The sequence below is a fragment of the Ruegeria sp. AK11 genome (assembly GCF_056541095.1).
Map to the genome: position 1 here is coordinate 26675 of NZ_JBQFXU010000012.1, position 26608 is coordinate 53282.

Consider the following 26608-nt stretch of genomic DNA (forward strand, 5'->3'; position numbering starts at 1 on the left):
CTGTTTCCGCCTCCAGAACAGAACCGTATTCAAATCTGTGATTGGCTACGGGAATTCCCGAGTAGTTTGTTCAGCTTTAGGTTGCTAATCGGCCCCAACGGCAACGCGGAACAGAAAGACAGCTTATGAAAATCGCGGATATTGGCAATTCTGAACTGGATTTCAGGCAAACAGGCGAAGCGCGCCTCCAGGAGATTTGCTCCAGGTTTGGACTGGAAAATGCGTCCTACGCCCATATCGACAAGTATCACAACGTTGTCCACGGCTGCACCACGTTCCCGGCCGAATGGGTCAGGCATTACGTCGACAACGATCTGGTTCTGGCCGATCCCCTCATTCGCTTTGGCGCTGCAATGATTGCACCAATTGATTGGGCTGTGTTTGATGACCAGCGTGAACATGCACCGCTATTCGAGGCTGCAAGGGAATTTGGTGTGGGTCAGAACGGCCTTTCCATTCCGGCTATCAATCCGTTTGGTGAGCGTGGTGTTTTTACGGTTACGTCCAATCTGCCGCGGTCTGAGTGGGACGCCTTGGTCGCTACAATGCTCCCTGCCCTTCGCCATGAGGCACAGGTCCTGCATCTGCTTGCGCTAGATGTCATTGAAACCGTATTCAACTTTCCCTCGGATTCCCTGTCTGGCGATGAACTGGATGTGTTGAAGATGCTCGCGTCGGGTTTGATACCGTCTGTCATTGCCAGGCAGACGGGGCATTCTTCGCGAATGGTAGAGGCACTGACTGCTTCGATCACCACCAAGCTCAAAAGCCGGACGATTGAACAGGCAGTGGCGCGGGCAGTCAGTACTGGATTTCTTAAGTGGAGCGATTTCTTTGCCGACCCTGTGGCCGAACTGGTCAATATGGAAAGTCAGCGACTATGCGGTGGGATCGTCCGTTGGGGTGGCAGGTCTCACGAGTTTATCGCTTTTGAAGACGGCAGACTGGTTCGGAACGCTGATAGCTTTCAGCCGGTCCAGATCACGGATCTCGTGAGAGAGTTTAACTTGAGTGCAAACGAGGTGGTCGAGGAACTTGCGCGTAACATTGATCAAAGATTGCGGATTAGGTATCTCTGAATTCGGCTAAAACGCACTGCTTTGTCTTTGAAAAGACCGCAGGCGCAAGTTTCACGTAATTTCGCTTACGCCGCTGTGCCACCGTAGTAGAGCCCACTCTAACTCTGGTTTCTAAATCTCCTATTCTGCTGAAAACGCGTCACGTTCAAAGCTTGGCTACAGAGCCCTTAGACGCGAGGGCAGCAGATGCTGTCACCTTCGTTCGAACAGCCAAAAATTGGAGATTGAGGCCTTATCTCTGCAATGCCCTGGTATACTGGAGGATCTTGCCCAGCGTGGTTTCACAGGAGGTGCTGACCCGTTCGCCGAAACAGCGAGTCTGGCGTTGGCCGTGAAAGCTCCAGTAATAGCTTCTGACGCCGTCAACGTAGCGCTAAGGCAAATCCGCAATCGTTGTCTATTTGGAACCTGTCCCTCTATGAATAGATTTCAATTGGCGTTCCGTCTTTGACCATAGCGTAGATCTCTTCAATCTCCTGATCTGTGACAGCGACGCACCCTGCGGTCCAGTCACGCTTGTTCGTGGGATCAATTCCAGGGCGAGGGCCGCCATGGATAAAAATATCACCGCCCGGAGAACGACCCCGAGCTCGGGCAAACGCAGAATCCGCCTCGTTCGGATAAGAGATTCCGATTGAAAGATGGAAAAGGCTTTCGGGATTGCGACGGTCAATTACATAGGAGCCTTCAGGTGTTCGCCCGTCTCCTTCGAATTGCTTGTGACCTTCGGGGGCAAATCCGAGTCCAATCGGAAAAGTCCGCAAGACACGCTCACTACCATCGAGGATAAGTAGGCGCTGCCCTTTGTATAGCCGAAGCCGAGTCACAACCGGCCCATTGTAAGTACGGAACTTGTTTGCACAGCCAGACAAAAAGGCGGCTATGAAGCCAGAGAGAAACAAACGTCTTTTCATAGGAACTGCCCGGCTCATTTTGATTTTTTCAAAAGAATATCACTAAAGGCCAGTTGAACAAAGGTGTATTGGATCTCACTAGGACAGGAACCGAAAACCAAGTGATCAGTTGTGGCCACCTCGTCAGCAGTGCAATGAGTGACACTTTGATTTCGACATTTGTTATTCTTACGCAACCTTTCAGTTTTCGCCTATTCAGTATCGAGATCGCTGCTGTAGTCAGGTTTTTTGCCGCTGGAAATCTTGACGCCGATTATTAAGCGAGCCAGATCGTCTACCGAATTGGATTCTTGTTCTAAGGGTTCGTTCACTACGCTGCACCTGTATCGATTTTCAGGTACCACGTAGTTTCGCGCCGGGCCACCCACCCTCAGATAGCGTCACTGTCTAGCTGCAACTTAGGACAATCTCTGTCTATCTGAAATTAGATCTACCAAATTTCGCAAACATATTTGAGGCTCTATTTGTTTCTACTTTGCTTCATCGGCCCGCCCAACGAACCGTTCAAACACTGCAAGAGTTTCGTCACTTACATGATGCTCAATACCTTCAGCGTCATGCTCTGCCACTTCCGGTGAAACGCCCAAGGCGATCAGGAACTCCACGACAATCCGGTGACGCCTTCTACAAGCTTCCGCCAATTGACGCCCGGCATCGGTCAACTGAAGTGAGCGGTAAGGTATTTGCTCAATGAAACCCTCTCGTTTCAAACGAGTCAAATTTTTGGAAACCGTAGGTTGGGTCACGCCCAATCGCTCGGCTATTTCGACCGGGCGCGCTGCACCATTCTGATGGATCAGCTCCGCGATAAGTTCAACGTAGTCTTCAACCATTTCGCTTTGGTGAGCCTGTCGCACAGCCTCAAACCCGCTCGCCTGGGTATCAATACTACGATCTGAATTTACCGGTTTTGTTTCGGTCATCGGCTCATGATTACGTCGCTGGTCTAGTCTCCAGTGTATGCACCTGAAAGCCGAGCTTGACAATGAGCATGCCTTCATCCTTAAATTAGACAAGGCTAACTTAAATAGACAGTGCTATGAAACATCTGATAGCGTCCACACTTCTTTGCGCACTGCCAGTGATCGCGGATGCCACGGCGATTGAAGAATCTCCTTGGGCCCCGCGCGCTGCCGCGTATCGACTGACCTTGTTCATGGGAAATCTAACCCCGGTTCCCTGGGATGAAATTGAGAGGAGTTGGACTTCGCCCGCACCTGGCAGTGACATTCAGGTCGCTCCCCTATCACGCGTCTCCGACAACGAAGCGCTTGCGATCAACCAAGCTATGCAAGCCGAAGATCGGCAGGCGCTGTTCGAAGCAAGCACAACTGCCATTGCGGAGGGAATCCTGCGCCATCTGGATGTCGCAAAGACCGCGCTGGGTCAGCCTGAGGCGGCCCGCGAGGTCGCGCAAGCGGCTGCTCTGTTCCGCGCATTCGAAGATGGTATCAAGGCTGCGGACACGTCGGCGGCTCGCGACCTGGGCCGGGCATGGCTGGTTCTGAACTCCACCCTTGGCAGCGCAGGAGTACTGGGCAACGGCGCCCAAACGGTGGATGCCGACCAATTTGCAGAAGCTCAGGCCATTGTCGCTGCCTATATTCGTGCCAACTATCTGCCATCCGAGTATGCCCAACGCGACAAGTTAACACCGCTGCCTGAAACAGTTGTGCTTTCCGGCGAACAAATCACAATGCCCGCCACGCTGCCGCCAGGGTCAAACATCGGAGATCAGGCGCAGCTGCCGCGGCTGGTTCTTCAGTTTGAGGAGGCGGGTGAGGATGAAGCTAATCTACCGCTGGTGGCCTACGGTGACATGCTGTTCGACAGCCCCGAAATCTTCGGCGGCCCGGCGCGTGAGTTGGGCATCGCCTGCTCGACCTGCCACAACCGCTCCGACGTGAACCGGGATTTCTTCATTCCGGGCCTTTCATCCCATCCGGGTGGGATGGATGTGGACGGATCGTTTTTCAATCCAATGTTCAATGACCGGACCGATGATCACTTGGACACGCCTTCTATGCGTGGCATCCGCTTTACCGCACCTTATGGCCGCGACGGGCGCGAACCCAGCCTGCGCCGGTTCATCCGAAATGTGATTGTGACCGAATTCGCGGGAAAGGAACCAACGCCGTTCCAACTGGACGCGCTGGAAGCCTATGTCAAACAGTTCGACTTTCTTCCCAACCCAAAGATCGACCGGTCCGGCAAGCTGACCGATCTGGCGTCAGATGCCGCCAAGCGCGGGGAGTTGCTGTTCAACACCAAATTTGCCGGACTTGGTGACAAATCCTGCGCTTCGTGTCACACGCCTGACCGTCAGTTCCGCGATGGTCTGACCTACGACATCGGCAGCGCTGAACCACCATTCCCCGGCGGCACGGCTTCTGCGTTCGAAACCCCGACGCTGCGCAACGTCAATTTCACTGCACCTTACATGCATGACGGATCGCTGCCGACGCTGGCCAGCGTTGTTGACTGGTTCAATGATACCAAAAATTTGGGTTTGGACGAAGCACAGCGCGCAGATCTGACGGCCTACGTCGAAGCTGTTGGAGACGGTGAAGACCCCTATCAAGTATTCGAAGGTCGCAACAGCGTATTCCGCTTGTCCTGGGAAGAGCTGACGACATTCGCCAGTACGCTCGATACCCTGCTGCCGATGCAGGATGCCGAAAACATAGCGGTTCTGATCGACACGGTAGCTCCTGATCTGGCCGCGGATGCCAGTGTCATGGTCAATCAGAACGCCAAGCCCGAAATCTACGAATTCGCCGCGATCCTGCGAGCGGTTGGCGATGCCAGCGCCGAAGGAAACTGGACCGAAGCCATCCGCCAGTGGGAACTGTTCAAGTCCATGCAGGCCGAAATTGACGAGAGGATGTTCTGATGTTGTCGCGCCGCAATTTTCTGGTCGCTGCAGCCGCATCTGCAGCCATGCCCGTAATGGCTGCAACTGACCAGGGGCTGAAGCTGGCCTTCATCCCGCAGGAGAACCCCGAAAAGCTGTTGGGTGACATCAACGTCATCACCGGCTGGCTTTCAGAGCAGATGGGCGTCCCGGTCACGGGGTTTGTCACGTTCGACCACGCTGCTGCCGTTGAGGCGCTGCGCAACGGTGATGCCGATATCTCGTTCATGGGAGCGTTGCCCTTTGTGTTGGCCGAAGACCAGATCGGCGCCGTACCGCTATTGTCCGAGGTTTATCGCGGGCAACCCAGCTATTCGGGCCGGGTCTTCGTGCGGCGTGACAGCGGAATCGAAGCGCTGGCCGATCTCCGGGGACGTGACATCGCCTTTTCCGATCCGGTCTCGGAATCCGGTTACATCTATCCGCTTGATCTGTTTGTGCGCGCCGGGCTGTTCGCGGGCACGGGCGATGCCGACAGCTTTTTCGGGCAGAAATTCTTTGCTGGCGGATATCAGCAAGCGATGCAGGCCATGGCCAACGGACTGGTCGATGCGGCAGGCGCAAGCCAGTATGCCGATCTCTATCTGACCCCGGATCAGCAGGCCGAGGTCAAGGTGCTGGCGGAATCAGAACAAATTCCCAGCCACGCAATCATTGCCCGCCCTGATCTGGACGCCGGGCTGCAGGCAAAGTTCATTGAAACCATGCTGCGCCTCAACGAGAGTGAGAACCGTCATCTGTTGGCCTACCTCTATGGCCCGGATGGCTATCTTCCTGCTGATCCATCGGTTTACGAGGGCGTGCGCGAGACTGCGCGGCGGTATGGGTTTCTGAAATGAATCCTGTAGTTTCACTCAACGCGATATCGCAACACTTTGCCAGTGCAGCGGCGCTTACAGAAGTTTCACTATCAGTGCAGCCCGGTGAAAGCGTCGCGCTACTCGGTCCTTCGGGTGCGGGCAAATCAACGATGCTGGCTTTGTTGGACGGTCGTTTGCGTGGTTGGCACGGCGAAGCCCAGGTGCTTGGCAAGCCACTTTTGGCAACTGGGGTTCCATCCCGCGAGGACCGTGCCAATACCGGCTTTATCTTTCAGGAATTCGCACTGGTTGATCGGCAGAGTGTTTATCAGAATGTAATGAACGGTCGGATGGGCCGGATGAATATCTGGTCTTCGCTTTGGGGGCGGTTCCGGGAAGAGGACCACATGTGCGTGACACGGGCGCTTCAGGATACGGGGCTGTCAGACCTGGCAAGCCGCCGTGCCGATCAGTTGTCGGGTGGGCAACGGCAGCGCGTTGCGATTGCCAGATGTCTGGCACAAGAACCCGAGTTGATCCTTGCGGATGAGCCCGTCAGCAATTTGGACCCTGCTCACGCCGAACGAATTCTGAGCCTGATCACAAGCTCTGCACGTAGCCGTGGTATCGGCGTCATTTTCAGCTCGCATCAGCCGGATCTGTCGCGCCGCTTTGCCGAGCGCATCATAGGCCTGCGAGATGGCGTGGTATTGTTCGACAAACCGTCGGCTCAATTTACCAGCGGGGACATCGACGAGCTGTATCACGGCGCCAGTGTCACATCGGGGCTGCGTGTAGTCAGTTGATGGGCCGATCTGTCATTTGGGTCATGCTGGCTCTGGCGATCCTGTGGTCGCTGACCAGCGGGGATATGGGATTGGGCAAGCTGCCAGGCGCAGGGCCCCGTCTGGCAGAGTTTATGGGGCGCATGATCCCACCTGACCTGTCCGTTTGGCGCGAGGTTCTGACAGGGCTGGCGGAGACACTGAGGATCGCCATTCTGGGAACATTGTTCGCTGTAATCCTGTCCTCGGGACTGGCCCTTCTGGCCTCTGAAACTATGGTGTCACCAACAATTTGGCGCCCCGTCCGCGCCTTGCTGGCGGTTATCCGGTCGATCCCGCTGATCCTGGTCGCCATGCTAATGGTGGGCGCTGTTGGGTTGGGACCACTTCCCGGTATTCTGGCAATCACATTTCACGCGACTGGCATGTTGGCAAAGTTCTATGCGGAAGCCATCGACAACGTTGCTACCGCTCCTGTGGCGGCGCTTGAAAGCGCGGGAGCCAACAGAATTCAACAGTTGCGTTGGGCGATCTGGCCGCAGATGGCGCCTGTGATCATGCGCGATACCGTATTTCGGTTTGAACTAAATCTGCGCGAAAGCCTGATACTGGGCATTGTCGGTGCCGGTGGCATCGGGCTGTATGTGCAAACCTATGTACGGTCGTTTCAGTATGAAAAGGCTGCGACCGTGACGTTGGCAATCATTGTTCTGGTTTTATTGTCAGAGGCGCTGAATACGGCCTTGCAAAAACGGTTCAACTAAGCCGGAATCTCCCAATTCTCCAAGGAAAAGGCTCGTGTCTTTCCTTTCTTCCATCGCGGTTGAAGGTTGGATGCTTCGCTTGAAACCGGGCCGGTGTAGTCTGCTACACACCCCCTCACGCTGGTTTGTTAAGGCCTCAAGCTTGCTAGATTGAAAGTCGCCTGCGTTGAGGAAAATTCTTGGTGCCAATCTAGCGTTCAAACGGATTCACCGCTGTTTCCATGGGAATGTGTTGCCGAAACATTTGCTACCAGCCTGCCAGTGCGTAGTGCTCTGACACGTGCGTTCATCCAATGCCTCACGACGACTCGGTACATCAGTTCACGGAAAAAGCCAAAGTTCTGCCTGTGACGGACATAGAAGGAGTCAGGGGAGTCAAAGACCCCAAAATCCTGCACGATGCCGTTTCTTTGAATGTATGTGTCACGGCCTTCCCATTCGACCTGGGGATCGCTCAGGCAATCCGTCCCCACACCATACCCACACAGGCTTTCTGTTTTGGGAAATGTCTGCTGCAACACGCGTAAGAAAAGCTCATCCAGAATAAAGCCTTCCAGCTTTAGCCACGTACCCTCTGCTTCGACTTCGACCCATGAATGCACAATCTCCATCGGCGCCATCGGATAGAAAAGCTCGGGAACCACACCCCTCTGCAATTCTTTGTGGATCGTAAAGCCATGCAAACGGCATCGGATACCGCTGCCGCGAAACAGTGCCATCAGAAGAGTGCCCTTGGTATTGCATTGCCCATAGCCATTGGCGAGTACCTCTGACGCCGGGATATCGTCTGCACGGTTGTAACCAAAGGCAATCTCGTTACGCACGAAATCATAAATAGCGCCAATTCGATCCAATACAGGCAGATCGGGCCAGCTCCGTTCCGTTATGAGCCCCAAAATTGCGGGTGTTTCAAAATCAAGCAGAGGTGTGGCGGTTAGCAACGGGTCTCGGTTCAGCATTTGGTCTCTCGTCGAATCAACTCAGAAAGACTTTTAACTGCTATAGTGACTATAGCTTCAAGAGGCTAATTCCAGTTCGCAATAACGCTGCCCGGGGTTACGCGCCGATTTCTTCGTGATCAGTAAGACATTCGGAATGATCGCGCAGAACTTCGAGAACACGACAGTCCGAGGTGTTGCCGCCACTGCATTCATGCACCATGCGCTCCAGCTCGGTCCGCAACGCTTCCAGCCGCGCCATTCTTTGCTCAATCTGTTTGAGTTGCCGGCGCGCGATACTGTCGGCTTCATGACATGGGCGATCCGGATCGTCGGACAAATCAAGCAGTTCGCGTATCGCCTCAAGCGAAAACCCCAATTGGCGGGAATGACGGATGAATGCAAGGCGATCCAGTTCGGCATGGCCGTAACGCCTCTGGCCACCTTCGGTGCGCCCCGGTTCCGGCATAAGTCCGATCTGCTCGTAGTAGCGGATCGTCTGAACCTTGGTTCCGGTCTTTTTTCCGAGCGTTCCGATCGTCAGCATCTGGGTCTCCTTGCAAAGTTACAGCTTATGTAGGTTCGCGTCGACACCGCACAATAGTACCTTCCAGCCGGTGGACCTGTGACACCCAGCCGCAGGCTCAAAAACCCCTTTGAACCTCTAGCAGGTAGAGGGTGTACATGCCGTTCTGAACCAAGAATCACAGGCGGACGGCTAACTTTGAAACTGACCGTGTTTCAGAAAATCTTATGGGTAATGGCTGGTGTCGCAACGGCGGCATTTGCCTATCTGATGCTGTGGTCAGAATATAGACCTGCGCGGATTGAGGAGGGGTCTGTCCCGTTCGAAGCCAGGTTCGAACTGACAGATCACTCTGGTGTTGTCCGTACTCAGAACGACTTTGCGGGCAAATGGATGTTGGTGTTTTTTGGGTTCACCAACTGCCCGGACGTATGCCCTACAACACTGTCTGAGGTAGCAGCAGTGCAGGAAGGGCTGGGCGACCAATCAAACCAAGTGCAACCTATCTTCATTTCAATTGACCCCGAACGCGACACTCCGGCCGTCCTGGCCGAGTATGTGCCACTTTTCGATGCGGGGATCATTGGGCTTACAGGCACGCCAGAACAGATTGCGCAAACGTCCAAGACCTTTCCGATATTCTACGAACGGATCGAACAAACCCCTGCGCCGGATGGATATACGATGGGGCATACCTCTCATCTGTTTCTGTTCAACAAGGACGCTGGATTCGTCCAGTCCTGGTCCTATGGCACGCCTGCCGAAGAAATTCTTGCGGATCTGAAACAGAGACTCTGAGCACCATGTCCCGGTTTTCTAAAGATACACTTCTCGGCCTGGCCTGGGCGATTGCCTTGGTTGCTTCTCTTTCTGTTCTGTTCATTGGAGAGATCCTGGGGCAGACGCCCTGTGTGCTGTGCTGGTTCCAGCGCGCGTTCATGTTCCCATTGGCGATCGTACTGGGGCTTGGCCTGTGGTGGCAGGACCAGAACGTGGGCCGATACGGGATAGCACTGGCATTGGGGGGCGCCGTTGTCGCCTTGTGGCACATGGGCCTGTATGCTGGTCTGATCCCGGAAAAAATCCAACCATGCTCGGCAAGTGGTCCGTCCTGCACCGACGCAAATCAATCTGTTTTGGGCATCCCGATTCCGCTGATGGCGCTCGTTTCATTCGCGCTGATCGGCGTTCTGTGCGCCCTTTCACTCAAGGAGAAACAAGTATGAACAGACGTGGCATGATCTTGTCCGTTCTCGCGCTCGGTGGGGCCGGATTCGGGGCCGCCGCCTGGTACGTGAACCGAACGACTGCTTCAGGCAACACCGAGCCTGTCGCACCCGAAATCGCCGAAACACTTATCCGTTCCTACTCGCCTGTTCTCGGCCCTAAAGACGCACCGGTTACAATTGTCGAATTTTTCGATCCGGCTTGTGAAGCCTGCCGTGCCTTTCATCCGGTCGTGAAGGACATAATGGCTCAGCATGGAGACGCCGTGCGTGTTGTGATCCGGTACACCCCTTTCCATGGCGAAGGCTCAGAGGAGGCGATCCGCGTGCTTGAAGCGGCACGCATGCAGGGGGTCTTTGAACCGGTCCTGGAAGCCGTGCTGCGAGAGCAGCCCAAATGGGCCGCGCATGGTGCGCCTGAGCCTGGTCTTATTATTCGAATTGCAGCAGCGGCGGGACTGGATGCCGAGGCAGCGCAGGCACAAATGCTTGCGCCCCAGACAGTTGGTGTTCTCAATCAGGATCGCGCTGATGTCGAAGCGGCCGGTATAAGGCAAACTCCGACATTCTTCGTCAATGGCAAATCTCTGGATCCGTTTGGTGAGGCTGAATTGAGGCGCCTGGTCGCTGCAGAAGTTGCAGCACTGCAAAGCTGAGCAGTAGCGAGAGGTACTATGAGACTCACTGCAAAAAATACTCTTCTGGCAGGTGTACTGAGTGCATTCGGTCTGACGGCCATTCTCTCGGCACCGGTTCTGGCAGGGGGCAACGATGTTGTCGTTGAAGATGCCTGGTCGCGCGCTTCTATTGGCTCCAACCGACCTGGGGTCGCTTACATGACGATCCGCAACACCGGCAATGAGGCCGTCACGCTGACGTCTATCCGCACCGATCTTGCGAGGATGCCCGAGATCCATCAGACATCGACCAATGCAGAGGGCGTCAGTTCCATGGCACCCGCTGGCGAGCTGGAAATTGCGCCGGGTGGTTTCGTAGCGCTTGAGCCGGGCGGGCTCCACGCAATGCTCATGCGGCTGCAACGCCCTATGATCGAAGGCGAGCGCTTTACGCTGACTCTTATCTTTGCTGATGGCGCAGAAAAGACCGTCAACGTGCCGATATTTGGCATCGCGGCGCGAGGCCCCGAGAGCTGATGCAGCGGCGACGCGTTCTCACATTCGGGTCTGCTGGACTTGGAGCAATCGGCCTGACGCTCTTTGCCGGATGGTGGCAAGTGGATGGGCCGGGAGCGGCTCAATCCGATCGCCTTCGCCCCCTTGCGTTGTCGGACATGAACTTTCGCATGGTTGATCACGAAGGGATCACCGTCACCCCGCAATCGCTGGTCGGACGTGCAACAATGGTGTTCTTCGGCTTTACCTACTGCCCGGATGTTTGCCCGACGACTCTTTCGGATATTTCCCTCTGGCTGGATGATCTGGGCAATGACGCGGACGAGTTGAACGTCGTGTTTATAACCGTAGACTCTGAAAGGGACACGGTCGATGCCATGGCCGATTATGTCAGCTACTTTCATCCGGCTATTCGCGGTTGGGTCGGCGTTTCGGACCAAATCGCGCAAGCCGCAGACGACTTTCGCGCCAATTATGAAAAAGTTCCACTGGAAGATGGCGACTACACAATGAACCACACCGCAAGTGTTTTTCTGTTTAACCCCACAGGCGAATTTGTCAGCACCATCGACTATCATGAGCAGAGAGAGTTCGCTGTACCCAAGATCCGCCGCGCTTTGAAAAGTGGAGCGGATACAACATCATGAACGCACGGTTTCTAGCAACCTCGGCGATCGCGATCAGCAGCGTCTCGATTGCTTCGATCATGTTCATTGCCTCGAACAGGTCTGAAATGACGGCGCCTGCGCCCACGGTCTTTCAGCTGCCCAAACTTCCTGCGGAACCGCAGATCACATCGGCTCCGTTGCTGAATGTACCATCGGCAGAACTCGCTCCAAGCCCCGTTTCGTTTCGACCTGCTCAGCCGGAACCCATTCAGGCAGAGGAACCTTTGCCACCTGTTGAACCACCTTCACGAACATGGACGCGCGAGCTTGCAGTGGGTGACACACTCGACAGTATGCTGTCTGACGCGGGGATCGACGCAACCGATCGCGCCGAAATCGCACTTGCACTTGGCGCTGAATACGACTTGCGGCGCTTGCGGCCGGGTCACTCGATAACAGTCGTTGCAACGGCAGCGGATCAACTGTGGAGTGTGGAGCTCGCCGTGGAAGATGGCGTGAGAATTGAAGTGACACTTAGCGAGACGTTGTCCACGCGCGTGGTCTCACCGGAACCCGACACTGTCATTCTGGCCCGCAAAACAGAGATCGAAACTTCGATTTCAAATGCGCTGAGTAGCGCAAAGATCCCGGTTCGTTTTGCGGTGGATCTCGCTCAGATGCTGAGCGGGACAGTGGATTTTCGGAGGGACCTGACAGGTGGTGAAGCTCTCCGTCTTCTCTGGCGCGAAAAGAGCATCGATGGCGAGAGGGTGGGCCAGTCCGAGCTCATTTTTGCGGCGCTGGAAGTTGATGATCGGCTTTACGAAATAGCATGGCCAGACGACGACAACGGTCGCGCCACGATCTATGTTGATGGTGAACTTCTTCGTGTCTTTGCCCAACCCGTCGAAGGCGCGCGCCTGAGTTCAGTCTTTGGTCGGCGAAAACACCCGGTCTACGGCAATGTGCGGATGCATACAGGTGTCGATTTTGCTGCTGCACGCGGCACGCCGGTACATGCGACAGCTCCGGGCCGGGTATCCTATGTTGGTTGGCGCGGGGGGTATGGGCGTGTGGTGGAAATCGCTCATGGATCGGATACGGTCACGCGATATACGCATCTTAGCGCAACCGCCGATGGTCTGGCCAAAGGTCAGCGCGTGGAGGCTGGCGAGATGGTTGGCCGTGTCGGGTCGAGCGGCACCGCGACCGGCCCCAATCTTCATTATGAAGTATTGGTTGACGGGCGCCCAACGGACCCGCTTTCTGACGACCGACTTGCTGCCGCTGCGAACAACGAGGTTGAAAGCGAAGCAGCGCGAAAACGCTTAAGAAATGCTCGGGCACAGCTTGAGGAACAGCTGGGCAATACCGTCGCCAAAAAAAGCGAATCTAGTTCGTGAGAGTTTCTTAAAACGGCTTCAGGTGCGCGGCTATCAGTTAGCGGGTATGCGCACCTGAAGCGAACTGCACTGCAGAAGAACCAAATCAGAGGATGTAAGATGATGGCAATCGCGGGGGCCTTGGTTGGCGCCGTTTGGGGTGGGGTCCTGGCAAAGCGCCGGAATGGCAACAGCCTTGATATTCTTCAATACGCTACAGGATATGCCATCGCTTTTGGCCTGGTGGCGTTCTTTCTTTCGATCGCAGTTGTGCGCCTGATGTAACGCGCCAGTAAGCGAGGCGAAAGCCGGACACCTTGAAGTCCGGCTTCCACTCTTATGTGGTCGCAGCGCCTGTTCCGTGCGAGCCAAGGGTATTTGCCGCAGTCTGGGCGGTGTGATCTTCCGGAGCTTTCAGAAGCCGTAAGGCATTGGCCACGACCAGCAAGGACACTCCGACATCCGCGGCGATTGCACCCCACATGGATGCCAGCCCAAAACCCGTCAGAGTCACAAACAATGCTTTGGTCGCAAGTGAGAAGCCGATGTTCTGACGGATGATCGACATGGTTCGACGTGAATGGTCGATCAGCCAGGGTACTTTACCGATGTCGTCGGTCATTAGAGCAATATCTGCGGTCTCAATAGCAGCGTCGGACCCAACTGCACCCATCGCGACCGCATAATGTGCCCGAGCCATCGCAGGTGCATCGTTGACGCCATCGCCGATCATCGCAACCATCTCGTGTTGCTCTGCCAGTTCTTCGATCGCAGCGACCTTGTCTTCCGGCAGAAGCTGGGCCCGGACTTCGTCGATGCCGACTTCGGCTGCTACCGCTCTCGCGGTTTGTTCGTTGTCACCTGTCAGCATGATGATTGACTTCACGCCCTGCGCGTGAAGCCGGGCAACGATGTTCTTGGCTTCGGGGCGAATGCGGTCCCGCAGCTCAAGCAAACCGGTGACTCCGTTCTCATCCCCGACAACCACAAGTGTGCTTCCCGCGCTCTCGATCTGGTTGCTCAATTCGGCAGGAATGGACGCGCCAAAGCCCTTCTCTACAGCGAAGCGGTCAGAGCCAAGCCAGATATTTCCGCGCTCGGTGCGGCCCTCAAGACCCCGACCGGGAACGGTTCGGATATCTTCAGCCGCAGATATCGAAATGTCGGTCTGTTCTGCCCTGGTGAGAATGGCGCGGGCCAACGGGTGTGAAGATCGAACCTCAAGGCTGGCAGCGCTTGCCAACAGTTCCCGCTCGGATGCGCCGCCCAGCGGATAGACATTGGCCACTTCAGGCTCGCCCATGGTGATCGTGCCGGTCTTGTCCATGGCCAGTGCGGTAGTGCGCCCGGGGGCTTCGATATATGCACCGCCCTTAATCAGAACCCCGGCCCGGGCCGAAGCGGTCAAAGCCGCAACGATTGAAACCGGCGTGGAAATGACGAGTGCACAGGGGCAGGCGATAACCAGAAGAACAAGTGCATTGTAAAACCAAAAGCCCCACGATGCGCCAAATGCAAGCGGTGGGATCAGGGCGATGGCCACTGCAACGACCATAACGATGGGCGTATAGATCCGCGCAAATTTTGTTACCCACTGCTCAACCGGCGCACGGCGCGCATGAGCATCACCGACCATCCGGATGATCTTGGCAAGCACGGTATCGGACGCTGTTTTCGTCGCACGTATTTTGAGGGTGCCTTCACCATTGATTGTGCCGGCGTAGACCTCATCACCCAGCTCTTTGGGGATCAGTGCGCTTTCACCTGTGATTGGAGCCTGGTCAACGGCACCGGCCCCTTCGATGACTTCCCCGTCAAGTGGAATGCGATCCCCACCCCGAACGATGAAGCTGTCGCCGACAAAGACATCCGCCGCCGGGACCGTTGCCTCTGAGCCGTCAGCACGAACCAGCCGAACCGTCGGGGGGGCCAGATCAAGCAGCGCGGATACTGCGTTGCGAGCCCGTCCGACACTCCAGCTTTCCAGATAAAGAGAGAGCGAAAAGAAAAATGCTACAGTTGCCGCTTCAAAAAACTCACCCAGACCGATGGCACCAGCGACGGCAACAACCATCAAAAGGTTCATATCCGGCGAAAGGCGCTGCGCCGAAGACCAGGCCTTGGGGGCCACCAGCCAGACGCCAAACAAGATCGCGACCGCGAACAAAGTGGCCTCGGGCAAAGGCATCGGAACCTCACCATGTCCCGAAAACAGTCCAAGCGCTCCGCCCATGCCTGTTTCGAAGATGTGCCAGCCAAAGCCTGCCGCCCAAAAACCTCCGCTGAGTGTGGTGAACCGTCGCTGACGCGCAATATGCGCCGCCTGATCCAGGGCGGCATTTCCGTCATCCCAAGGTTTGGCGTTCATACCGGTGCAGGCAACCAGCAGCATGACGTCTTCGTCAGAAAGCTTGGCAGCACTTTCAAGAAGCGTCATTCGACTGTTGATGACATCAAAAGCGAGATGCTCTTCACCACCAACTTTCGGGCCGATAACCCGGTTCAGGATCACAACCTCTTCGGCGCAATCGAGGCCAGAGACCTGAAAGCTTCTACCGCCGTCAGGAATTGGACCGGCGGGGGCGATGGCGCCACACCCGCCACTACTGCATGCGTGGTGACCATGTTTGTTTTCGTGGCCATGGTCGTGGCTATGGGTATCGGATGACATGATCGGACCTCAAGAATCTCTATGGTCCTTTGTAAGTAGTTCCTACAGTAACTAGAGCTTCAATACCTTTCTGAATTTTTTAGCATCCGGGTTCCTTGCGCGTGATACCGACACTCCATTCCTTCTTGCGGGCTGGTCGCGTGGATGCAATCTAGTCGCAGAGGACGCAAAAAATTCTGGAACAGGTCAATGCAGAAACGGATCGCAATTACCATCACGTTAGTCTCGATTACTGCCGGTTGCTCAGCCCAGTTCACTGGGGCCAAAAGCAAAGCACTTGAACCAGGCAACGTGCCAGATTCAGTCGTTGCGCTGGCAGGGCCGGGGCAGGATCTGGCCACGGCACGCCTTTTGCCAGAAGACAATTGCTTCTGGTATGAGCACAGCGGACCTGTCGAGACGACATTGGTACCATTGCGCGCGACGAATGGCGCTCCGATCTGCGCCGCGCGAGACGCCTGATAAAAAAGAGGGCGACGACGTCCACCTACGCTGCCCAAAATTTATGAGCGGGCTGTGACGCTATCTTCGGCCGAGTATAAATATGCGGTCGAGCCGATTCTTACATGTGGGTAGAGATCATTGATATGGGCCATGATCATTCTAACACATCCAGAACTTGCGCGACCACCGATGCTTCTAGGCTGAGGCGTGCCGTGAATTCTGAGATATGTATCTCGATTTCCAACGTATAGATAAAGGGCTCGAGAGCCGAGAGCATTACTTGGCCCGGGTTCCATACCATCCCGAAATTCCGCGTATTCGGGGTTGCGCTCGATCATTGAAGCCGTTGGCGTCCAATGTGGCCACTCGACCTTGCGCCGGATAGCATAGGTTCCGGGCTCGTAAAGGTTCCCTCGCGCGATCGCAACGCCATAGCGCATTGCGGTCCCGCCTTCCTCGATATGGTAAAGATAGCGCGCGACCGCATCGACATGGATGTCACCAGGAACCAAACCATCATTTGCTACGACACGTCGTGGTAAAAAACGGTCATGAACGCCCCATGGATTTGAGGTCGCTGGATCGTAATCAAATGGCGTGACCTGGCTGTCCCAATAGGTCTTTTGCGACGAGGTTGGCCATGTTTTGGCGATCAATGGACTGGCCGCAGACGCGGAAAACAGCGCAGTGGTTGATTGAATGAAATAGCGCCTTGTCAGCATAGATCTCAGCCTGGTTCACAAGTTCAATGTATTTGCATCGCATTTTCACGATCAAATTCGAGTCTTAAAGCCTCTAGCAGCTAGAGCTTCAAGAGGTTTCAGGTAACGCTTAGTTTATCCAGTCGATCAGGTGCGCGGTGGCGTGAACTCTGATTTGATCGAGTTTGCTTTGGACTGGGTCAAAAAAGCAATGGAAAGAACCGAAATGCCCATTGTAGTTGCTTCATGTTTTCGGTTTCCGACGATGCAAGCCAAAGGAACAAGACGGGAATTCGGCGCGGCTTTGCAACAGCTTATCTGTCCTTGGATACAGAGCGGCAAAAACCCGCGCGCACGCTGTACTTGCCGCTTAGACCCGCTGAATCCGCGTAGTTGTCTTCTCAGCCAGGAATGTCAATCAGGAGTCATCGCCGTCAGGCTGCACGGTCACTTTGGCCTCCACGGGCACACCCTCAACCATCAGAGGGCTGTGGCTGTTGCCATTGAGAGAAACTTTTACTTCAACATCGCCATCGGGGAGCGACGGAAGGTGTAACCAATTGGCATAAAGGCGGCCCAGCTTTTCGCCGTTGATATAAACATGCGCGTGACCTTCGCCTGGAACGTCAGCCGTGGAGGCATTTTCCGGAGCAAAGCGAAAGTTCTGCGGTGTCACACGCAGATTCCAGCCCGCCATAGGATCCTTAATCATCTGGATCGCCACACTGGGGGCGTCGCTGTCGGCAGGCAGATTAGTGGCAGCGGAGTGGTCGTGCGCTGCCATCTCCATGTTGCCGCCGTGTTGGGCCGGGTCAGTATGGTCATGGCTCTCAAAGGTGCTACCGCTGCTGGCGGCAATCACAAAGCCAGCACCGCCGCCAAAGACAAGTCCGATGGCAAAGAGAGCAAGAGAACGGGACATCTTGTCATCCTCAATAAAAAAAACCCGCCGGTGTAACCAGCGGGGTAGCAATGGAGGAGCGCGATCAGACTGCAGCGCCTGCGCGCTTGCCTTCTGTCTGCCAGAAGTGGCCGGTGAAACTGCCTAAGAGTGCCCAGGCGGCCATGCCGATGCCGAAGGCCCGGGCAGCAAAAAGCGCCCCGATCTCGGTCGGAACCGGCCCAGAGAAACTCTCAGGCTCAGGGGCCCCGATAATATGCGGTACCATTAGCAGCACGGCCGCAATCAGGTAGCTTACCAGGTTACCTCCAAAGGCAATCAGCCACATGGCTACGCCGGCTGCGGCAACGGTGACCGTCCACCAGATCTGACGCACTCCCACATCTGCTGCCGCTACGCCGGGAACTTCTGGAGCCAGTGACAAGCCAGGAGCAAAGTGGAAGGCGACAAAGCCCGCAAGACCCCAAAGCAGGCCGGTGCGGCCGTTGATCTCATGCCCCTGACGTTCGGCTACTGACATCAGCGCCGCCAGGACTAGCGCATAGCCGGTGTAGGTAAGCATGGTGAAGATAATGCTGAGACCATCGCGCATCGGCTCGGCGAACATGCCGGGCAGGTCGGGATGCGCAGTTACGGGATCAGCGCCAAAATGCACCAGGTCGCCGCCCTCATAGAGCTCGGCGTGAAGTAGCACTGGCTGCACGAAATACAACTGCAGAAGGGCGGCAATCAGCCCCGCTGCTGCACCAGCGAACAAGCCGCTGGTCAGAATACGACTGAACATTGTTTTAGTGGCAGGGGAAGCCAGTTGCGTGGCGCACATCATGAGCCGCGTCATGCAGGCCAGAAGCCTGAACATGGCCAGTCACGGTAATGATCCCTAGACCCAGAACCACGGCGAATACTGCAGGCAGAAAGGATGCGCCAGCGGCGGATGCCTTGATCGTTTTTGTCGTCATTTTAATCCTCCTCGCCGTCACACCCGACGGCATATGTTGTGTCCATCCTACGGCCGGTCTCCTGACTCGCAGGTCACAGCAGACTTCCCCCTTCCCAGCGCCATTACGCCAGTGGTATTGGAAGGCCGCTCGCCGCTCACAGTCGCGGGGGCGGTCAAGGCTTCAGTGCGGTAGTTTGGTGCACCGTCCTCATTCCCGTTTCAGTCCCAGTGCGTAGGCACCTTTGGACACCGTAGAAGCCTTTATTGTTCCATAGTGCTTTGTTCCGTCAAGTACGAAAGCGACATCATAGTATTCTGCAGCGGTCAATCTTAGGTAATGGCAGGCTTGGTTTAGATTTTAGCCGTTCAGTGCAGAAGGCTAAGTCGAAAAACACAAACTGTAAGCTGAAAACTCGACACCGGAGCTTTGGTCGGCAAGTTGCATGTTGGCTATCTTTTTTGTGCCGGTATACGTGCAATCGCCTTGAAACGTAGCTTACCTAGCTTCCTGGCGTCAGCGAAGTCGCCGTCAGTACTGTCCTCATACATCCGCATGAAGATCATTATGTCCGGAAGATCGACAACCGTAACCTCACCGAAAAGATAGGCGGTCTTGCCGCTTTGTCGCACCGCCAACGTCTGTGGTCGGTGACAACCGGACATGCAATCCACTTGCTGCAACTCGGCTTGCACCCCCGATGCCTCCAGCGTTGCGGCTAATTGATCATAAAGGGTGGAATCCGCGTCGCGGCAGGTTCTGCAAAGCGTGAGGTTAGGTAGGCACATGCGTCAGGCTGATCCTTGATCGAGAACTTCCATCTGAGATTTCATATTTGCTGGTCGGTTGTTAGCTCAGTTTCAATACGTGTTTTGACTCTAAGTCTGGAAAAGAGTCCATACTCAGGCAGGAAGGACACATGAGCCCTAGCCCTCGAAAACTTTGCAAATACACCGAGTGCGAGACGGGGATTTGGCAGGGCGAAGAAGCAACCATCAGACGAAAAAATTTTTAAGTTTCTACGTGAGACTGAGCTGAAGCAGGTGGTAGGCGATGAAGTGGAAACAGCTCACGCGAAACATCTTTGTTCTTCAATAATCTGAAACAGCATTGCCTCCGGGATCGGCTCGCCATGACACGCCTATTTTCAGGTCCGCGCGCACCGCGCCTCCCAAGGCGAATTCCGAGACGCGACAGGTTCTTGTTGCGCGTAACTAGGTTCGTTCTATCGTCAATTACAGTCTAGATCCGGGACATATAGCGGGGTTCGTGCTTGATGGTTACCTTTCGGTTACCACGACCGATCATGGGACTGAATGCGTAGCGACAACCGACGACATTCAAAAGGAAGTACGCTGATGCGAAACGCCTCGGCATTAACAACTTTTCTGTCTGCGTCACTACAACCGAGGATCGCCCATGCCGCCATCGGTTCTCGCCGCAACCCGGTGTGATGGGTGTTGTGATAACGGCATATCTCCGGGTGCAGCCAGTCTTCGAACTCCTCCAATGTCATCGACGCAGTGCCGGAGCCGTCGCATTTCCCCTTATCCTTGGGGGATAATTGCGTTCTTCCCTAAAGTAGATGAACGGCCTCCATGGTCGTCCTAATCAGGCGTTCGATATCTTCGCCGTAACGCGCTCGACCCGGTGGCCTTTACTTGACGGAGATACTCCAATCTGAGCGGGTCAAATGGAAGGTTTCGCTGCGGAAACGCGCCCATTGTCTACGTGTATGGCTTGCGGAATCCCAACAGTAGGCCAATACGACACCTCCGAGATATCTGGCGCGCGGATCGAATTCGTTCACACGCAATGGTGCAAACACAAGCAGATGGACGAGTCGGACTGAGCATCGAAACTCAACTATGCGCCCAGAACAATGCAGGTCGTGACATCAATTGCGAGAGGCAACCAATGTCTACCCAATGGTTTAGCCGCTAGAAACCTGTACCCAACGATCAGGGTGAATCGGGTCCTGTATTCGTAGGAAAAGATACCTTGTTTCCTTCCACGTTTTGATCCTGTTGGTAACATTGTCCAGAACCAAATCGCCTTCACTCGAGCGATAGACTAGAACAGCATGGCCATTGCGATTGGTGTCCAAGACGGTCGCGATTAGTAGCTTCGTAGGATCCACACCGTTCTGCACAAGTTCAAACTTCTTTTGCAAAGCGAAGTCTTCGCAATCTCCTGACCCTTGCGTCGGCAGTGTCCAGTATTCCTTTGTCCCGTATTGGCTTTGATCCGAAACGGCACGGATTCTCCGATTGACGCGCGTGTTGATCGTTTTAACGATCTGATTTTCTTGTGCCACGGACAGACCAGAACTACGAGCGCTCGCGCACGCCCAAGAGTAATCTTTGCATAGTGTTTTGGCACCGGATGGCGCTTCAATCTTTCTGTCAAGACCGATCGAGGGAAGCTCAGAGGCTTGTAATGTAGCGGCAGACACAAAAAAGCTGCATATAAAACAGATCATTGGGAGATAACCCAGCAGGTTTTTCGATAACATTCTCTGAACTAACGTGGGATTTGTCATATCTGCCTTCTCCATGCTCGTTCCTCGAAGGTATCCAAACTTCCGGGGCCAATGTATTTTATTCCAAGCCTTCATGTGCCTTGAGGCATTGCAACTGCTTCTTAGCCTCTAGGGGTAAAGCGGCAAAAATTTGCAGATTCTTTGGTATTTCTTCCTTAGTTGACAGCATCAGAGCATCCACGCCATCACCAGTCCGGCATAGCTAACAGCGCGAACTAGAGGGTAAGCTGATCGCAATTCTCTCATTCAACAAAAATACAACACAGATCGGCCGTCATCGCTTAAGGTTACGAAATACTGGGACAATGAAGCCGCTCCTCCCCAAACTGAGACAGGCAGTTTCGGTTTTTCCGGGCGCTGCAATTAGTGACCGCTAATGACATCTTTGACGACAGGCTCGTTGAGCAACGCCGTTAGCAGGGGGCATGCTGCTCCTTCAGTACAGGTCTGCACAAGTTCTACCAATGCTTGCTCCAGCCGTTGGAGAGCGGCGATCTTTGACCTGACCTTGTCGAGATGTTTTGTTGCGACGTCTTCGGCGTCACGACAGGCTTGCTCCGGCGCTTTGGACAATTCGCGAAGTGCGCATGCATCCTGAATAGTGAAGCCAAGATCGCGGCAGCGTTTGATGAATCTGAGCTCGGATATTTCCCGTTCCGTGTAAGCGCGGCGCCCCGAGGCGGTTCGACCGGTTTTCTCGACTATGCCTTCCCGTTCGTAGTAGCGGATCGTCTCGACCGACAGGCCGGTCAATCTCGCCACTTCGCCAATCGCAATCATGTGATGACCTTTCCCTTGAACCTGTAGCCACTACAGGATGCATATTGTCGGTCATGATGTCGAATTTCGCAAACCGCACGAAGCAAAAATCGAGGAAGCCGAACCGGCTTCCGCTCAAGATCGTCAAAGTCGGAGAAAGCAGACTATGAGCAAGTTTGTAGGGGCGAGTTTTCTTGGATCGTTTACCGCATTTGGCGTTGCGACCTGCTGCATCTTGCCGATGGCCTTGATTTTACTTGGCTTGGGAGGGGGCTGGCTGGCCGTATTTGGCAAGATTGCCGCCGCGAGTTATTACGTGCTCGGCGGTTCGACGGCCCTGCTGTTTCTCTCTGGCATCGTCGCGTACCGCCATGGTTCACTCGACCGCCTCAAATGGTGGCTGACAGGCAGTTTTGCGTTAACGACCATCGCTTGGGTTATCGTACTCAACGAAATCCGAATAAATGATTTCCTGATAACCTTAATGTGACGCCATGAGTGAAGAACGCCCGAACCTTGTCAGCACGATCATCTGCCCGGAATGTGGACATTCAAGACCTGAAACGATGCCAACAGATGCGTGCCAGTGGTTCTACGAATGCACATCTTGCGGAAAAGTCCTGAAGCCACTTCCCGGCGATTGCTGCGTCTACTGTTCCTACGGATCGGCCCCATGCCCGCCAATTCAGGCGGGCGACAAATGCTGCGGTTGATACGGCGACCGGGATGTCGGTTTTGTCCGCAAAGCCGGTCATCAGGCTTGGCGGACGCAGGTATTTTTTCACCGTAGGCTGGAACTTGCCCGGTAGGACAAGGCAGGCGTGAAGTCACGGATCAACTGGTTTGCCGTGAAGAATGTCACGTAAACCGGGCAGAACAAGCGAGCGCCGTGTTTTTCAGGATCTTGCCAGCGCCGTCGGGACTTCATACGGCCGGGTAGCTGGCAAACACCTCTGTGGTTCCATCCTTGCGGATCAGGAAGACGTCAAAGGCTTCGCGTTCGCTTTCCGGCCCCATGCCTGGCGAGCCGAACGGCATTCCGGGAACCGACAGTCCGACAGCATCCGGGTGTTCGCCCAGCAGGCGCCGGATGTCAGCGGGCGGGACGTGTCCTTCGATCATGTAGCCCTCCGCGCGGCCCGTGTGGCATGACATCATGCCCTCTGGAATACCGTTGGCGGTTTTGTAAGCGTTCAAGGCCTCCCAGGCACTGTTTTCCACGCTTAATTCAAAGCCTTCCGCCCGCATGATTTTGATCCACGAGCCGCAGCATCCGCAATTCGGATCCTTCAGGACATGGATGAAACGGTCGGTTTTCGCGAAGGCGGGAAGCGCCGCGCTTCCCGCAAGGGCCGCGGCTCCTTGCATCACGCGGCGGCGGCTCAGGTTATTCGTCGTCATGTTCCCTCCGGGGAAAACTTGTCTTGAACCGATGTGAAAGCGCACCGGCAGGGTTGAATGCGGATCGCAGATACGAGACTGCCATATTCGTTACCCTCGGATACTCATCAGATATGGCTTTCTGGGCGACGGAGGGATTTCTCACAATGATCTGGCGCAAACTCTGCTCGGAGACGGAACCCTCGCTCTCCTTTTTTCGCTGCACCAGCCACTCTGGGTCTTGCTTGGCAATAACCCGGTTCGCAAGCAACTCCGCTACCCTCCGATCAAGGCCGGAATTGCGCCTATTTCTCACTGCTGCGTTCTATGGCACCCACGATCGAACAGTTCTGAATTCCACCACGCCCCGGACACGCCGCTATCAGCTCGTCCAGATTGTTCCTCAACCGTACAAGCCCGTCGATCCGTTCCTGAATTTCGTCCCGCTTTTTGCGCGCTCTGGCCTGCATCGCGACGCACTCGGTATTTGGTACCGTGCGCAACTCCAGAATTTCCGCGATTTCTGCCAGCGAAAATCCGAGCTTCTTAGCGCCGGATATGAATTTCAGCCGCCAAAGCGTGTCACCACCATAGTCCCGCGCGCCGCCGTCAATTGGGCGCGGCGGCTGAGTGACAAGGCCCTTCCTTTCATAAAATCGGATCGTCTCGACGCCTATCCCGGTCTCGCGCGCGGCCTGGCCGATCTTAAGTGGTTGCATCGCGGTCTCCCTCCTTCACCGGCATCTTGACACCGTATCATGATACGGAGGTTAAAACATTGGGGTCTTGGTGCTTGCGAGGATGTCATATGCGGATCTTCCTGAAACGGTGGCTGCTGCCGATATTCGGCTCCGCCCTGGCGCTCTATCTGGTGTTTGCGCTCTACGGCAGCCTCGATTTTGCGCTGTTTCTGCAGGGCCTGCGCGGAGCCAACATGTTCTGGATCGCGATTCTTGCCGCCACCATCCTGCTGGAGCAGCTGATGAGCGGCTGGAAGTGGCGGCAGATCCTGTTCGACGTGAAACCGGTCGGCACCCTGCGGCTGACGGGGGCGCTACTGGCAGGTTATGGCGCAAATGTCCTTGTCCCGCTCGGCATCAGCCCGCTGGTCCGGGCCTGGCTGGTTGCCCGGCTCGACCGCTTGAAGATGGCGACCGTGCTTGCAACCGCGATCATCGCCCGGTTCCTCGACGGCGTCGTTTTCGCCCTTTTTGCCGGAGCGGTGGCCGCCGCCGGCCAGATTCCACAGATCGAGGGTGACCTGCGGCTGGGATTGAGCGTTGCGGGCCTGTTGAACCTGATGCTTTTCGGCAGCCTGCTTTGGGTTCTGTTCCGGTTCCGCGCGTCACTTCTGAGCGAAGACCCTCTGGTCTGCCGACTCTTCGACTGGGCTGCCGCCCGCATCGGGGCCGATGGCGCGTATCTGCGCACCGCGCTCGGTGAAGGGATTGTCTGGCCACAGGCACGGGCCCGCCGCATCGCCGCCATTGCCGCAGCCATTGCGGGTAAGCTGGTGGCGACAACCCATTTCCTGTGGGCCGGGCTGGCGGTTGGCGTGGTGCTGAGCGCGTGGGATTACCTGTTCCTGATGGTGTTTGCCGGGTTCGCCATGGTTCTGGGTCGTTTCGTGCGCATCCCGGCGAGCTTTGTCTTTGGGGCGGGGTTCGCGCTCAAGGTGCTTGGCGTTCCGGACGAAACCGCCCTTCTGATGATCCTGTTCAACTATGTGCTGACGATCCTTCTGGTGGTCGGGATCGGCCTGACGGTGTTGTGGCAGAGCGGCATCGACATCCGCCGCGCCCGGGCGGAGGCAGAGGCGGCGAATGGCAAGGCGTAATCCCGAAGACACGAGATTTTGGCGGATCGCCGGTGCTGGTGCGGTGTTTCAGGGCGGGTCGGCGGCGGTGGACAGCGCGACGGTAGTGGCCAGTCTGGTGCATATGCTGACCGGTAGCGCGCTGGCCGTGGGCTATGCCAGCACGGTCCTGCGTCTTGGCTGGCTGCTGCCCCAGTTCGCGGTGGGCTACCTCGCCGAGCGCACCGATCGGCGGATGCCGTTCTACGCCCTTGGTGCCTATGGGCGGGCGATCACGGTCGCGATGATTGGTATTCTTCTGTGGTGGGGGGCCGACTGGCCTCAGGTCGATTGGCCTCCGGTTCCGCTGGCGCTCGGGATGCTGGGATTGTGGACGGTCTATGCCTTTGCCAGCGGCGTGGTCGCGGTGCCCTACAACGACATCGTCGGCCGGGCGATCCCGTCCGAGCGCCGCAGCCGGATGTTGGCCTGGCGCTTTTTCGGCGGCGGTGTTCTGGCGGTTCTGGTGGCGGGCGTTCTGCGACTCGCGCTCGACGTGATGCCGCCGCTCAGGGCCTATGCGCTGATATTCTGGCTCGGCGCGGTGCTGATGATCGTCTCTGCGACGCTTTTTGTCTCCGCGGGTGAGGCCGCTACCGCTGCAAGGGCGCCACGGGACCGTCCTGCCAATCTGCCTGGATTTCTGCGCGAAGGTTTCTCGACGCTGCGGCAGGACCACCGGTTCCGGCTGTTCCTGATCTTCCAATGGCTTGGTGCAGCGACGCTGATGGCGTTGCCGTTCTATGTCGTTGCCGCCAGCCGCAGCGGCCTCGGGGCGGCGGATGTCGGAACGCTGTTGGCGGCGCAGACTGTCGGCGCGCTGGCCTCGAATCCGCTCTGGGGCCACATCGGAGACCAGGCGGGCAAATTGCGCCTGCTGGGGATAGTGGCACTGGTGCGTCTCGGACCTCCGGTGCTGGTTTTGCTGCTTGTGGTCACGGGTTCGGGGCTGACCGGTTTCGCGGTGCTGTTCTTCCTGATCGGCGCGATGATGAACGGGGTGACCATCGGCTATCTCGGCTATTTGCTGGAGATCTCGCCCGACGACCGCCGCCCGGCCTATTCCGCGTGGTTCAACAGCTTTGCGGCCCCGGCGGCGCTGGCGCCGCTTGTGGGCGGTGTGGTGGTCAGCATGATCGCCATCGAAGCCGTGTTCATCGCTGCGATCCTGGCCGCGCTGGGACAGGTCGCGATCGCCGCGCGGCTGACACGGGGTTGAAATAGCACCTTGTTCAGGACCAAAGCGTTTCCTCTCAACCCGCAATTCAGATGCGATCCTGTCAAAAGGCAAGATGGCATGTCTAAACATGGGCGAAGCAGAAAACGTTGAGCGCAGCGATTAGAATTG

At 56.0% G+C, this 26608-nt stretch carries 31 protein-coding genes and 1 riboswitch; of the genes, 17 read left to right on the top strand and 14 right to left on the bottom strand.

Features of this window, described 5'->3' with window-relative positions; genetic code table 11:
* Nucleotides 1-125: 125 nt before the first annotated feature.
* Entirely contained in the window at nt 126-1079 is a 954-nt protein-coding gene (locus ACR0D9_RS18325) for a helix-turn-helix transcriptional regulator (RefSeq protein WP_170634642.1), read from the top strand.
* A gap of 416 nt (nt 1080-1495) precedes the next feature.
* Here the strand turns inward: ACR0D9_RS18325 and ACR0D9_RS18330 are convergent, their stop codons facing one another.
* Entirely contained in the window at nt 1496-1993 is a 498-nt protein-coding gene (locus ACR0D9_RS18330) for a L,D-transpeptidase family protein (RefSeq protein WP_170634645.1), read from the bottom strand.
* Between the two features lie 470 nt (nt 1994-2463).
* Nucleotides 2464-2916, bottom strand: a complete 453-nt coding sequence (gene mntR, locus ACR0D9_RS18335) for a manganese-binding transcriptional regulator MntR (protein ID WP_170634647.1) — start codon at nt 2914-2916, stop codon at nt 2464-2466.
* A 116-nt stretch (nt 2917-3032) separates the two neighbouring features.
* On the opposite strand from mntR, the gene ACR0D9_RS18340 reads away from it, so the two are divergent.
* From ACR0D9_RS18340 to phnE, 4 genes are read left to right on the top strand one after another with little or no spacing between them, the layout of a single operon-like run.
* On the top strand, nt 3033-4886 hold the full coding sequence (locus tag ACR0D9_RS18340) for a cytochrome c peroxidase (protein ID WP_170634649.1): 1854 nt from the start codon (nt 3033-3035) through the stop codon (nt 4884-4886).
* Nucleotides 4886-5746, top strand: coding sequence for a phosphate/phosphite/phosphonate ABC transporter substrate-binding protein (locus ACR0D9_RS18345; protein WP_170634651.1), 861 nt, complete (start codon nt 4886-4888; stop codon nt 5744-5746). The genes ACR0D9_RS18340 and ACR0D9_RS18345 overlap by 1 nt, the downstream gene beginning before the upstream one ends.
* Nucleotides 5743-6513, top strand: a complete 771-nt coding sequence (locus ACR0D9_RS18350) for a phosphonate ABC transporter ATP-binding protein (protein ID WP_209251504.1) — start codon at nt 5743-5745, stop codon at nt 6511-6513. The genes ACR0D9_RS18345 and ACR0D9_RS18350 overlap by 4 nt, the downstream gene beginning before the upstream one ends.
* Entirely contained in the window at nt 6513-7256 is a 744-nt protein-coding gene (phnE, locus tag ACR0D9_RS18355; protein ID WP_209251502.1) for a phosphonate ABC transporter, permease protein PhnE, read from the top strand. The genes ACR0D9_RS18350 and phnE overlap by 1 nt, the downstream gene beginning before the upstream one ends.
* A gap of 197 nt (nt 7257-7453) precedes the next feature.
* Here the strand turns inward: phnE and ACR0D9_RS18360 are convergent, their stop codons facing one another.
* Both ACR0D9_RS18360 and ACR0D9_RS18365 read right to left on the bottom strand, forming a co-directional pair.
* The gene (locus tag ACR0D9_RS18360) at nt 7454-8215 is read right to left on the bottom strand and encodes a transglutaminase-like domain-containing protein (protein ID WP_170634657.1); all 762 of its coding nucleotides are present in this window, start codon (nt 8213-8215) and stop codon (nt 7454-7456) included.
* 97 nt (nt 8216-8312) lie between these two features.
* On the bottom strand, nt 8313-8741 hold the full coding sequence (locus ACR0D9_RS18365; RefSeq protein ID WP_170634659.1) for a MerR family transcriptional regulator: 429 nt from the start codon (nt 8739-8741) through the stop codon (nt 8313-8315).
* Between the two features lie 213 nt (nt 8742-8954).
* On the opposite strand from ACR0D9_RS18365, the gene ACR0D9_RS18370 reads away from it, so the two are divergent.
* From ACR0D9_RS18370 to ACR0D9_RS18400, 7 genes are all read left to right on the top strand, one after another.
* Nucleotides 8955-9518, top strand: coding sequence for an SCO family protein (locus tag ACR0D9_RS18370; RefSeq protein ID WP_209251500.1), 564 nt, complete (start codon nt 8955-8957; stop codon nt 9516-9518).
* 5 nt (nt 9519-9523) lie between these two features.
* On the top strand, nt 9524-9946 hold the full coding sequence (locus ACR0D9_RS18375) for a disulfide bond formation protein B (RefSeq protein ID WP_209251498.1): 423 nt from the start codon (nt 9524-9526) through the stop codon (nt 9944-9946).
* A complete protein-coding gene (locus ACR0D9_RS18380) occupies nt 9943-10602 on the top strand; it encodes a DsbA family protein (protein WP_209251496.1) in 660 nt (219 codons plus the stop codon). Before ACR0D9_RS18375 ends, ACR0D9_RS18380 begins: the two co-directional genes overlap by 4 nt.
* Nucleotides 10603-10620: 18 nt before the next feature.
* On the top strand, nt 10621-11100 hold the full coding sequence (locus tag ACR0D9_RS18385; protein WP_209251495.1) for a copper chaperone PCu(A)C: 480 nt from the start codon (nt 10621-10623) through the stop codon (nt 11098-11100).
* Nucleotides 11100-11726, top strand: coding sequence for an SCO family protein (locus ACR0D9_RS18390; RefSeq protein ID WP_209251494.1), 627 nt, complete (start codon nt 11100-11102; stop codon nt 11724-11726). Before ACR0D9_RS18385 ends, ACR0D9_RS18390 begins: the two co-directional genes overlap by 1 nt.
* Nucleotides 11723-13090 carry a M23 family metallopeptidase gene (locus tag ACR0D9_RS18395; RefSeq protein ID WP_209251493.1) on the top strand — a complete coding sequence of 456 codons (1368 nt, stop codon included), beginning with the start codon at nt 11723-11725 and terminating at the stop codon, nt 13088-13090. The genes ACR0D9_RS18390 and ACR0D9_RS18395 overlap by 4 nt, the downstream gene beginning before the upstream one ends.
* A gap of 99 nt (nt 13091-13189) precedes the next feature.
* Nucleotides 13190-13354 (top strand): hypothetical protein, encoded by a 165-nt coding sequence (locus tag ACR0D9_RS18400; RefSeq protein WP_170481525.1) that lies wholly within the window; start codon nt 13190-13192, stop codon nt 13352-13354.
* A gap of 52 nt (nt 13355-13406) precedes the next feature.
* Here the strand turns inward: ACR0D9_RS18400 and ACR0D9_RS18405 are convergent, their stop codons facing one another.
* Complete coding sequence (locus tag ACR0D9_RS18405) at nt 13407-15740, bottom strand: heavy metal translocating P-type ATPase (protein ID WP_209251492.1); 2334 nt, start codon at nt 15738-15740, stop codon at nt 13407-13409.
* 189 nt (nt 15741-15929) lie between these two features.
* On the opposite strand from ACR0D9_RS18405, the gene ACR0D9_RS18410 reads away from it, so the two are divergent.
* Complete coding sequence (locus ACR0D9_RS18410) at nt 15930-16202, top strand: hypothetical protein (RefSeq protein WP_209251491.1); 273 nt, start codon at nt 15930-15932, stop codon at nt 16200-16202.
* A 41-nt stretch (nt 16203-16243) separates the two neighbouring features.
* On the opposite strand, the gene ACR0D9_RS18415 is transcribed toward ACR0D9_RS18410, so the two are convergent.
* The 7 genes from ACR0D9_RS18415 to ACR0D9_RS18445 form a co-directional block, all read right to left on the bottom strand.
* On the bottom strand, nt 16244-16906 hold the full coding sequence (locus tag ACR0D9_RS18415; RefSeq protein WP_170634676.1) for a L,D-transpeptidase: 663 nt from the start codon (nt 16904-16906) through the stop codon (nt 16244-16246).
* 397 nt (nt 16907-17303) lie between these two features.
* Nucleotides 17304-17807: a hypothetical protein gene (locus ACR0D9_RS18420; protein WP_170634678.1), complete on the bottom strand. Its 504-nt coding sequence runs from the start codon at nt 17805-17807 to the stop codon at nt 17304-17306.
* A gap of 64 nt (nt 17808-17871) precedes the next feature.
* Entirely contained in the window at nt 17872-18570 is a 699-nt protein-coding gene (locus tag ACR0D9_RS18425; RefSeq protein WP_170634742.1) for a CbtA family protein, read from the bottom strand.
* Between the two features lie 4 nt (nt 18571-18574).
* Entirely contained in the window at nt 18575-18745 is a 171-nt protein-coding gene (locus tag ACR0D9_RS18430) for a CbtB domain-containing protein (protein WP_170481539.1), read from the bottom strand.
* A gap of 34 nt (nt 18746-18779) precedes the next feature.
* Nucleotides 18780-18995, bottom strand: a riboswitch (cobalamin riboswitch).
* 181 nt (nt 18996-19176) lie between these two features.
* Nucleotides 19177-19512: a DUF1636 family protein gene (locus ACR0D9_RS18435; RefSeq protein ID WP_170634680.1), complete on the bottom strand. Its 336-nt coding sequence runs from the start codon at nt 19510-19512 to the stop codon at nt 19177-19179.
* Between the two features lie 1145 nt (nt 19513-20657).
* Complete coding sequence (locus tag ACR0D9_RS18440; protein ID WP_247748073.1) at nt 20658-21281, bottom strand: transglutaminase-like cysteine peptidase; 624 nt, start codon at nt 21279-21281, stop codon at nt 20658-20660.
* 348 nt (nt 21282-21629) lie between these two features.
* The gene (locus tag ACR0D9_RS18445; RefSeq protein ID WP_170634682.1) at nt 21630-22046 is read right to left on the bottom strand and encodes a MerR family transcriptional regulator; all 417 of its coding nucleotides are present in this window, start codon (nt 22044-22046) and stop codon (nt 21630-21632) included.
* A gap of 145 nt (nt 22047-22191) precedes the next feature.
* Between ACR0D9_RS18445 and ACR0D9_RS18450 the strand changes: the two genes are divergently transcribed.
* Both ACR0D9_RS18450 and ACR0D9_RS18455 read left to right on the top strand, forming a co-directional pair.
* Nucleotides 22192-22515 (top strand): hypothetical protein, encoded by a 324-nt coding sequence (locus tag ACR0D9_RS18450; RefSeq protein WP_170634684.1) that lies wholly within the window; start codon nt 22192-22194, stop codon nt 22513-22515.
* A gap of 4 nt (nt 22516-22519) precedes the next feature.
* Nucleotides 22520-22738: a GDCCVxC domain-containing (seleno)protein gene (locus ACR0D9_RS18455; protein WP_247748072.1), complete on the top strand. Its 219-nt coding sequence runs from the start codon at nt 22520-22522 to the stop codon at nt 22736-22738.
* Nucleotides 22739-22949: 211 nt separating this feature from the next.
* On the opposite strand, the gene ACR0D9_RS18460 is transcribed toward ACR0D9_RS18455, so the two are convergent.
* A complete protein-coding gene (locus tag ACR0D9_RS18460) occupies nt 22950-23426 on the bottom strand; it encodes a DUF411 domain-containing protein (RefSeq protein WP_170634686.1) in 477 nt (158 codons plus the stop codon).
* Between the two features lie 284 nt (nt 23427-23710).
* Complete coding sequence (locus ACR0D9_RS18465; RefSeq protein ID WP_170634687.1) at nt 23711-24124, bottom strand: heavy metal-responsive transcriptional regulator; 414 nt, start codon at nt 24122-24124, stop codon at nt 23711-23713.
* Nucleotides 24125-24213: 89 nt separating this feature from the next.
* Between ACR0D9_RS18465 and ACR0D9_RS18470 the strand changes: the two genes are divergently transcribed.
* On the top strand, nt 24214-25242 hold the full coding sequence (locus tag ACR0D9_RS18470; RefSeq protein ID WP_170634689.1) for a lysylphosphatidylglycerol synthase domain-containing protein: 1029 nt from the start codon (nt 24214-24216) through the stop codon (nt 25240-25242).
* On the top strand, nt 25229-26479 hold the full coding sequence (locus ACR0D9_RS18475) for an MFS transporter (RefSeq protein ID WP_480539778.1): 1251 nt from the start codon (nt 25229-25231) through the stop codon (nt 26477-26479). Before ACR0D9_RS18470 ends, ACR0D9_RS18475 begins: the two co-directional genes overlap by 14 nt.
* The last annotated feature ends 129 nt before the right edge of the window (nt 26480-26608 follow it).

Coding starts and splice junctions, on each gene's coding strand:
- ACR0D9_RS18325 (WP_170634642.1), top strand. CDS start 126: ATGAAAATCGCGGATATTGGCAATTCTGAACTGGATTTCAGGCAAACA.
- ACR0D9_RS18330 (WP_170634645.1), bottom strand. CDS start 1,993: ATGAAAAGACGTTTGTTTCTCTCTGGCTTCATAGCCGCCTTTTTGTCT.
- mntR (WP_170634647.1), bottom strand. CDS start 2,916: ATGACCGAAACAAAACCGGTAAATTCAGATCGTAGTATTGATACCCAG.
- ACR0D9_RS18340 (WP_170634649.1), top strand. CDS start 3,033: ATGAAACATCTGATAGCGTCCACACTTCTTTGCGCACTGCCAGTGATC.
- ACR0D9_RS18345 (WP_170634651.1), top strand. CDS start 4,886: ATGTTGTCGCGCCGCAATTTTCTGGTCGCTGCAGCCGCATCTGCAGCC.
- ACR0D9_RS18350 (WP_209251504.1), top strand. CDS start 5,743: ATGAATCCTGTAGTTTCACTCAACGCGATATCGCAACACTTTGCCAGT.
- phnE (WP_209251502.1), top strand. CDS start 6,513: ATGGGCCGATCTGTCATTTGGGTCATGCTGGCTCTGGCGATCCTGTGG.
- ACR0D9_RS18360 (WP_170634657.1), bottom strand. CDS start 8,215: ATGCTGAACCGAGACCCGTTGCTAACCGCCACACCTCTGCTTGATTTT.
- ACR0D9_RS18365 (WP_170634659.1), bottom strand. CDS start 8,741: ATGCTGACGATCGGAACGCTCGGAAAAAAGACCGGAACCAAGGTTCAG.
- ACR0D9_RS18370 (WP_209251500.1), top strand. CDS start 8,955: ATGGCTGGTGTCGCAACGGCGGCATTTGCCTATCTGATGCTGTGGTCA.
- ACR0D9_RS18375 (WP_209251498.1), top strand. CDS start 9,524: ATGTCCCGGTTTTCTAAAGATACACTTCTCGGCCTGGCCTGGGCGATT.
- ACR0D9_RS18380 (WP_209251496.1), top strand. CDS start 9,943: ATGAACAGACGTGGCATGATCTTGTCCGTTCTCGCGCTCGGTGGGGCC.
- ACR0D9_RS18385 (WP_209251495.1), top strand. CDS start 10,621: ATGAGACTCACTGCAAAAAATACTCTTCTGGCAGGTGTACTGAGTGCA.
- ACR0D9_RS18390 (WP_209251494.1), top strand. CDS start 11,100: ATGCAGCGGCGACGCGTTCTCACATTCGGGTCTGCTGGACTTGGAGCA.
- ACR0D9_RS18395 (WP_209251493.1), top strand. CDS start 11,723: ATGAACGCACGGTTTCTAGCAACCTCGGCGATCGCGATCAGCAGCGTC.
- ACR0D9_RS18400 (WP_170481525.1), top strand. CDS start 13,190: ATGATGGCAATCGCGGGGGCCTTGGTTGGCGCCGTTTGGGGTGGGGTC.
- ACR0D9_RS18405 (WP_209251492.1), bottom strand. CDS start 15,740: ATGTCATCCGATACCCATAGCCACGACCATGGCCACGAAAACAAACAT.
- ACR0D9_RS18410 (WP_209251491.1), top strand. CDS start 15,930: ATGCAGAAACGGATCGCAATTACCATCACGTTAGTCTCGATTACTGCC.
- ACR0D9_RS18415 (WP_170634676.1), bottom strand. CDS start 16,906: ATGCTGACAAGGCGCTATTTCATTCAATCAACCACTGCGCTGTTTTCC.
- ACR0D9_RS18420 (WP_170634678.1), bottom strand. CDS start 17,807: ATGTCCCGTTCTCTTGCTCTCTTTGCCATCGGACTTGTCTTTGGCGGC.
- ACR0D9_RS18425 (WP_170634742.1), bottom strand. CDS start 18,570: ATGTTCAGTCGTATTCTGACCAGCGGCTTGTTCGCTGGTGCAGCAGCG.
- ACR0D9_RS18430 (WP_170481539.1), bottom strand. CDS start 18,745: ATGACGACAAAAACGATCAAGGCATCCGCCGCTGGCGCATCCTTTCTG.
- ACR0D9_RS18435 (WP_170634680.1), bottom strand. CDS start 19,512: ATGTGCCTACCTAACCTCACGCTTTGCAGAACCTGCCGCGACGCGGAT.
- ACR0D9_RS18440 (WP_247748073.1), bottom strand. CDS start 21,281: ATGGAGAAGGCAGATATGACAAATCCCACGTTAGTTCAGAGAATGTTA.
- ACR0D9_RS18445 (WP_170634682.1), bottom strand. CDS start 22,046: ATGATTGCGATTGGCGAAGTGGCGAGATTGACCGGCCTGTCGGTCGAG.
- ACR0D9_RS18450 (WP_170634684.1), top strand. CDS start 22,192: ATGAGCAAGTTTGTAGGGGCGAGTTTTCTTGGATCGTTTACCGCATTT.
- ACR0D9_RS18455 (WP_247748072.1), top strand. CDS start 22,520: ATGAGTGAAGAACGCCCGAACCTTGTCAGCACGATCATCTGCCCGGAA.
- ACR0D9_RS18460 (WP_170634686.1), bottom strand. CDS start 23,426: ATGACGACGAATAACCTGAGCCGCCGCCGCGTGATGCAAGGAGCCGCG.
- ACR0D9_RS18465 (WP_170634687.1), bottom strand. CDS start 24,124: ATGCAACCACTTAAGATCGGCCAGGCCGCGCGCGAGACCGGGATAGGC.
- ACR0D9_RS18470 (WP_170634689.1), top strand. CDS start 24,214: ATGCGGATCTTCCTGAAACGGTGGCTGCTGCCGATATTCGGCTCCGCC.
- ACR0D9_RS18475 (WP_480539778.1), top strand. CDS start 25,229: ATGGCAAGGCGTAATCCCGAAGACACGAGATTTTGGCGGATCGCCGGT.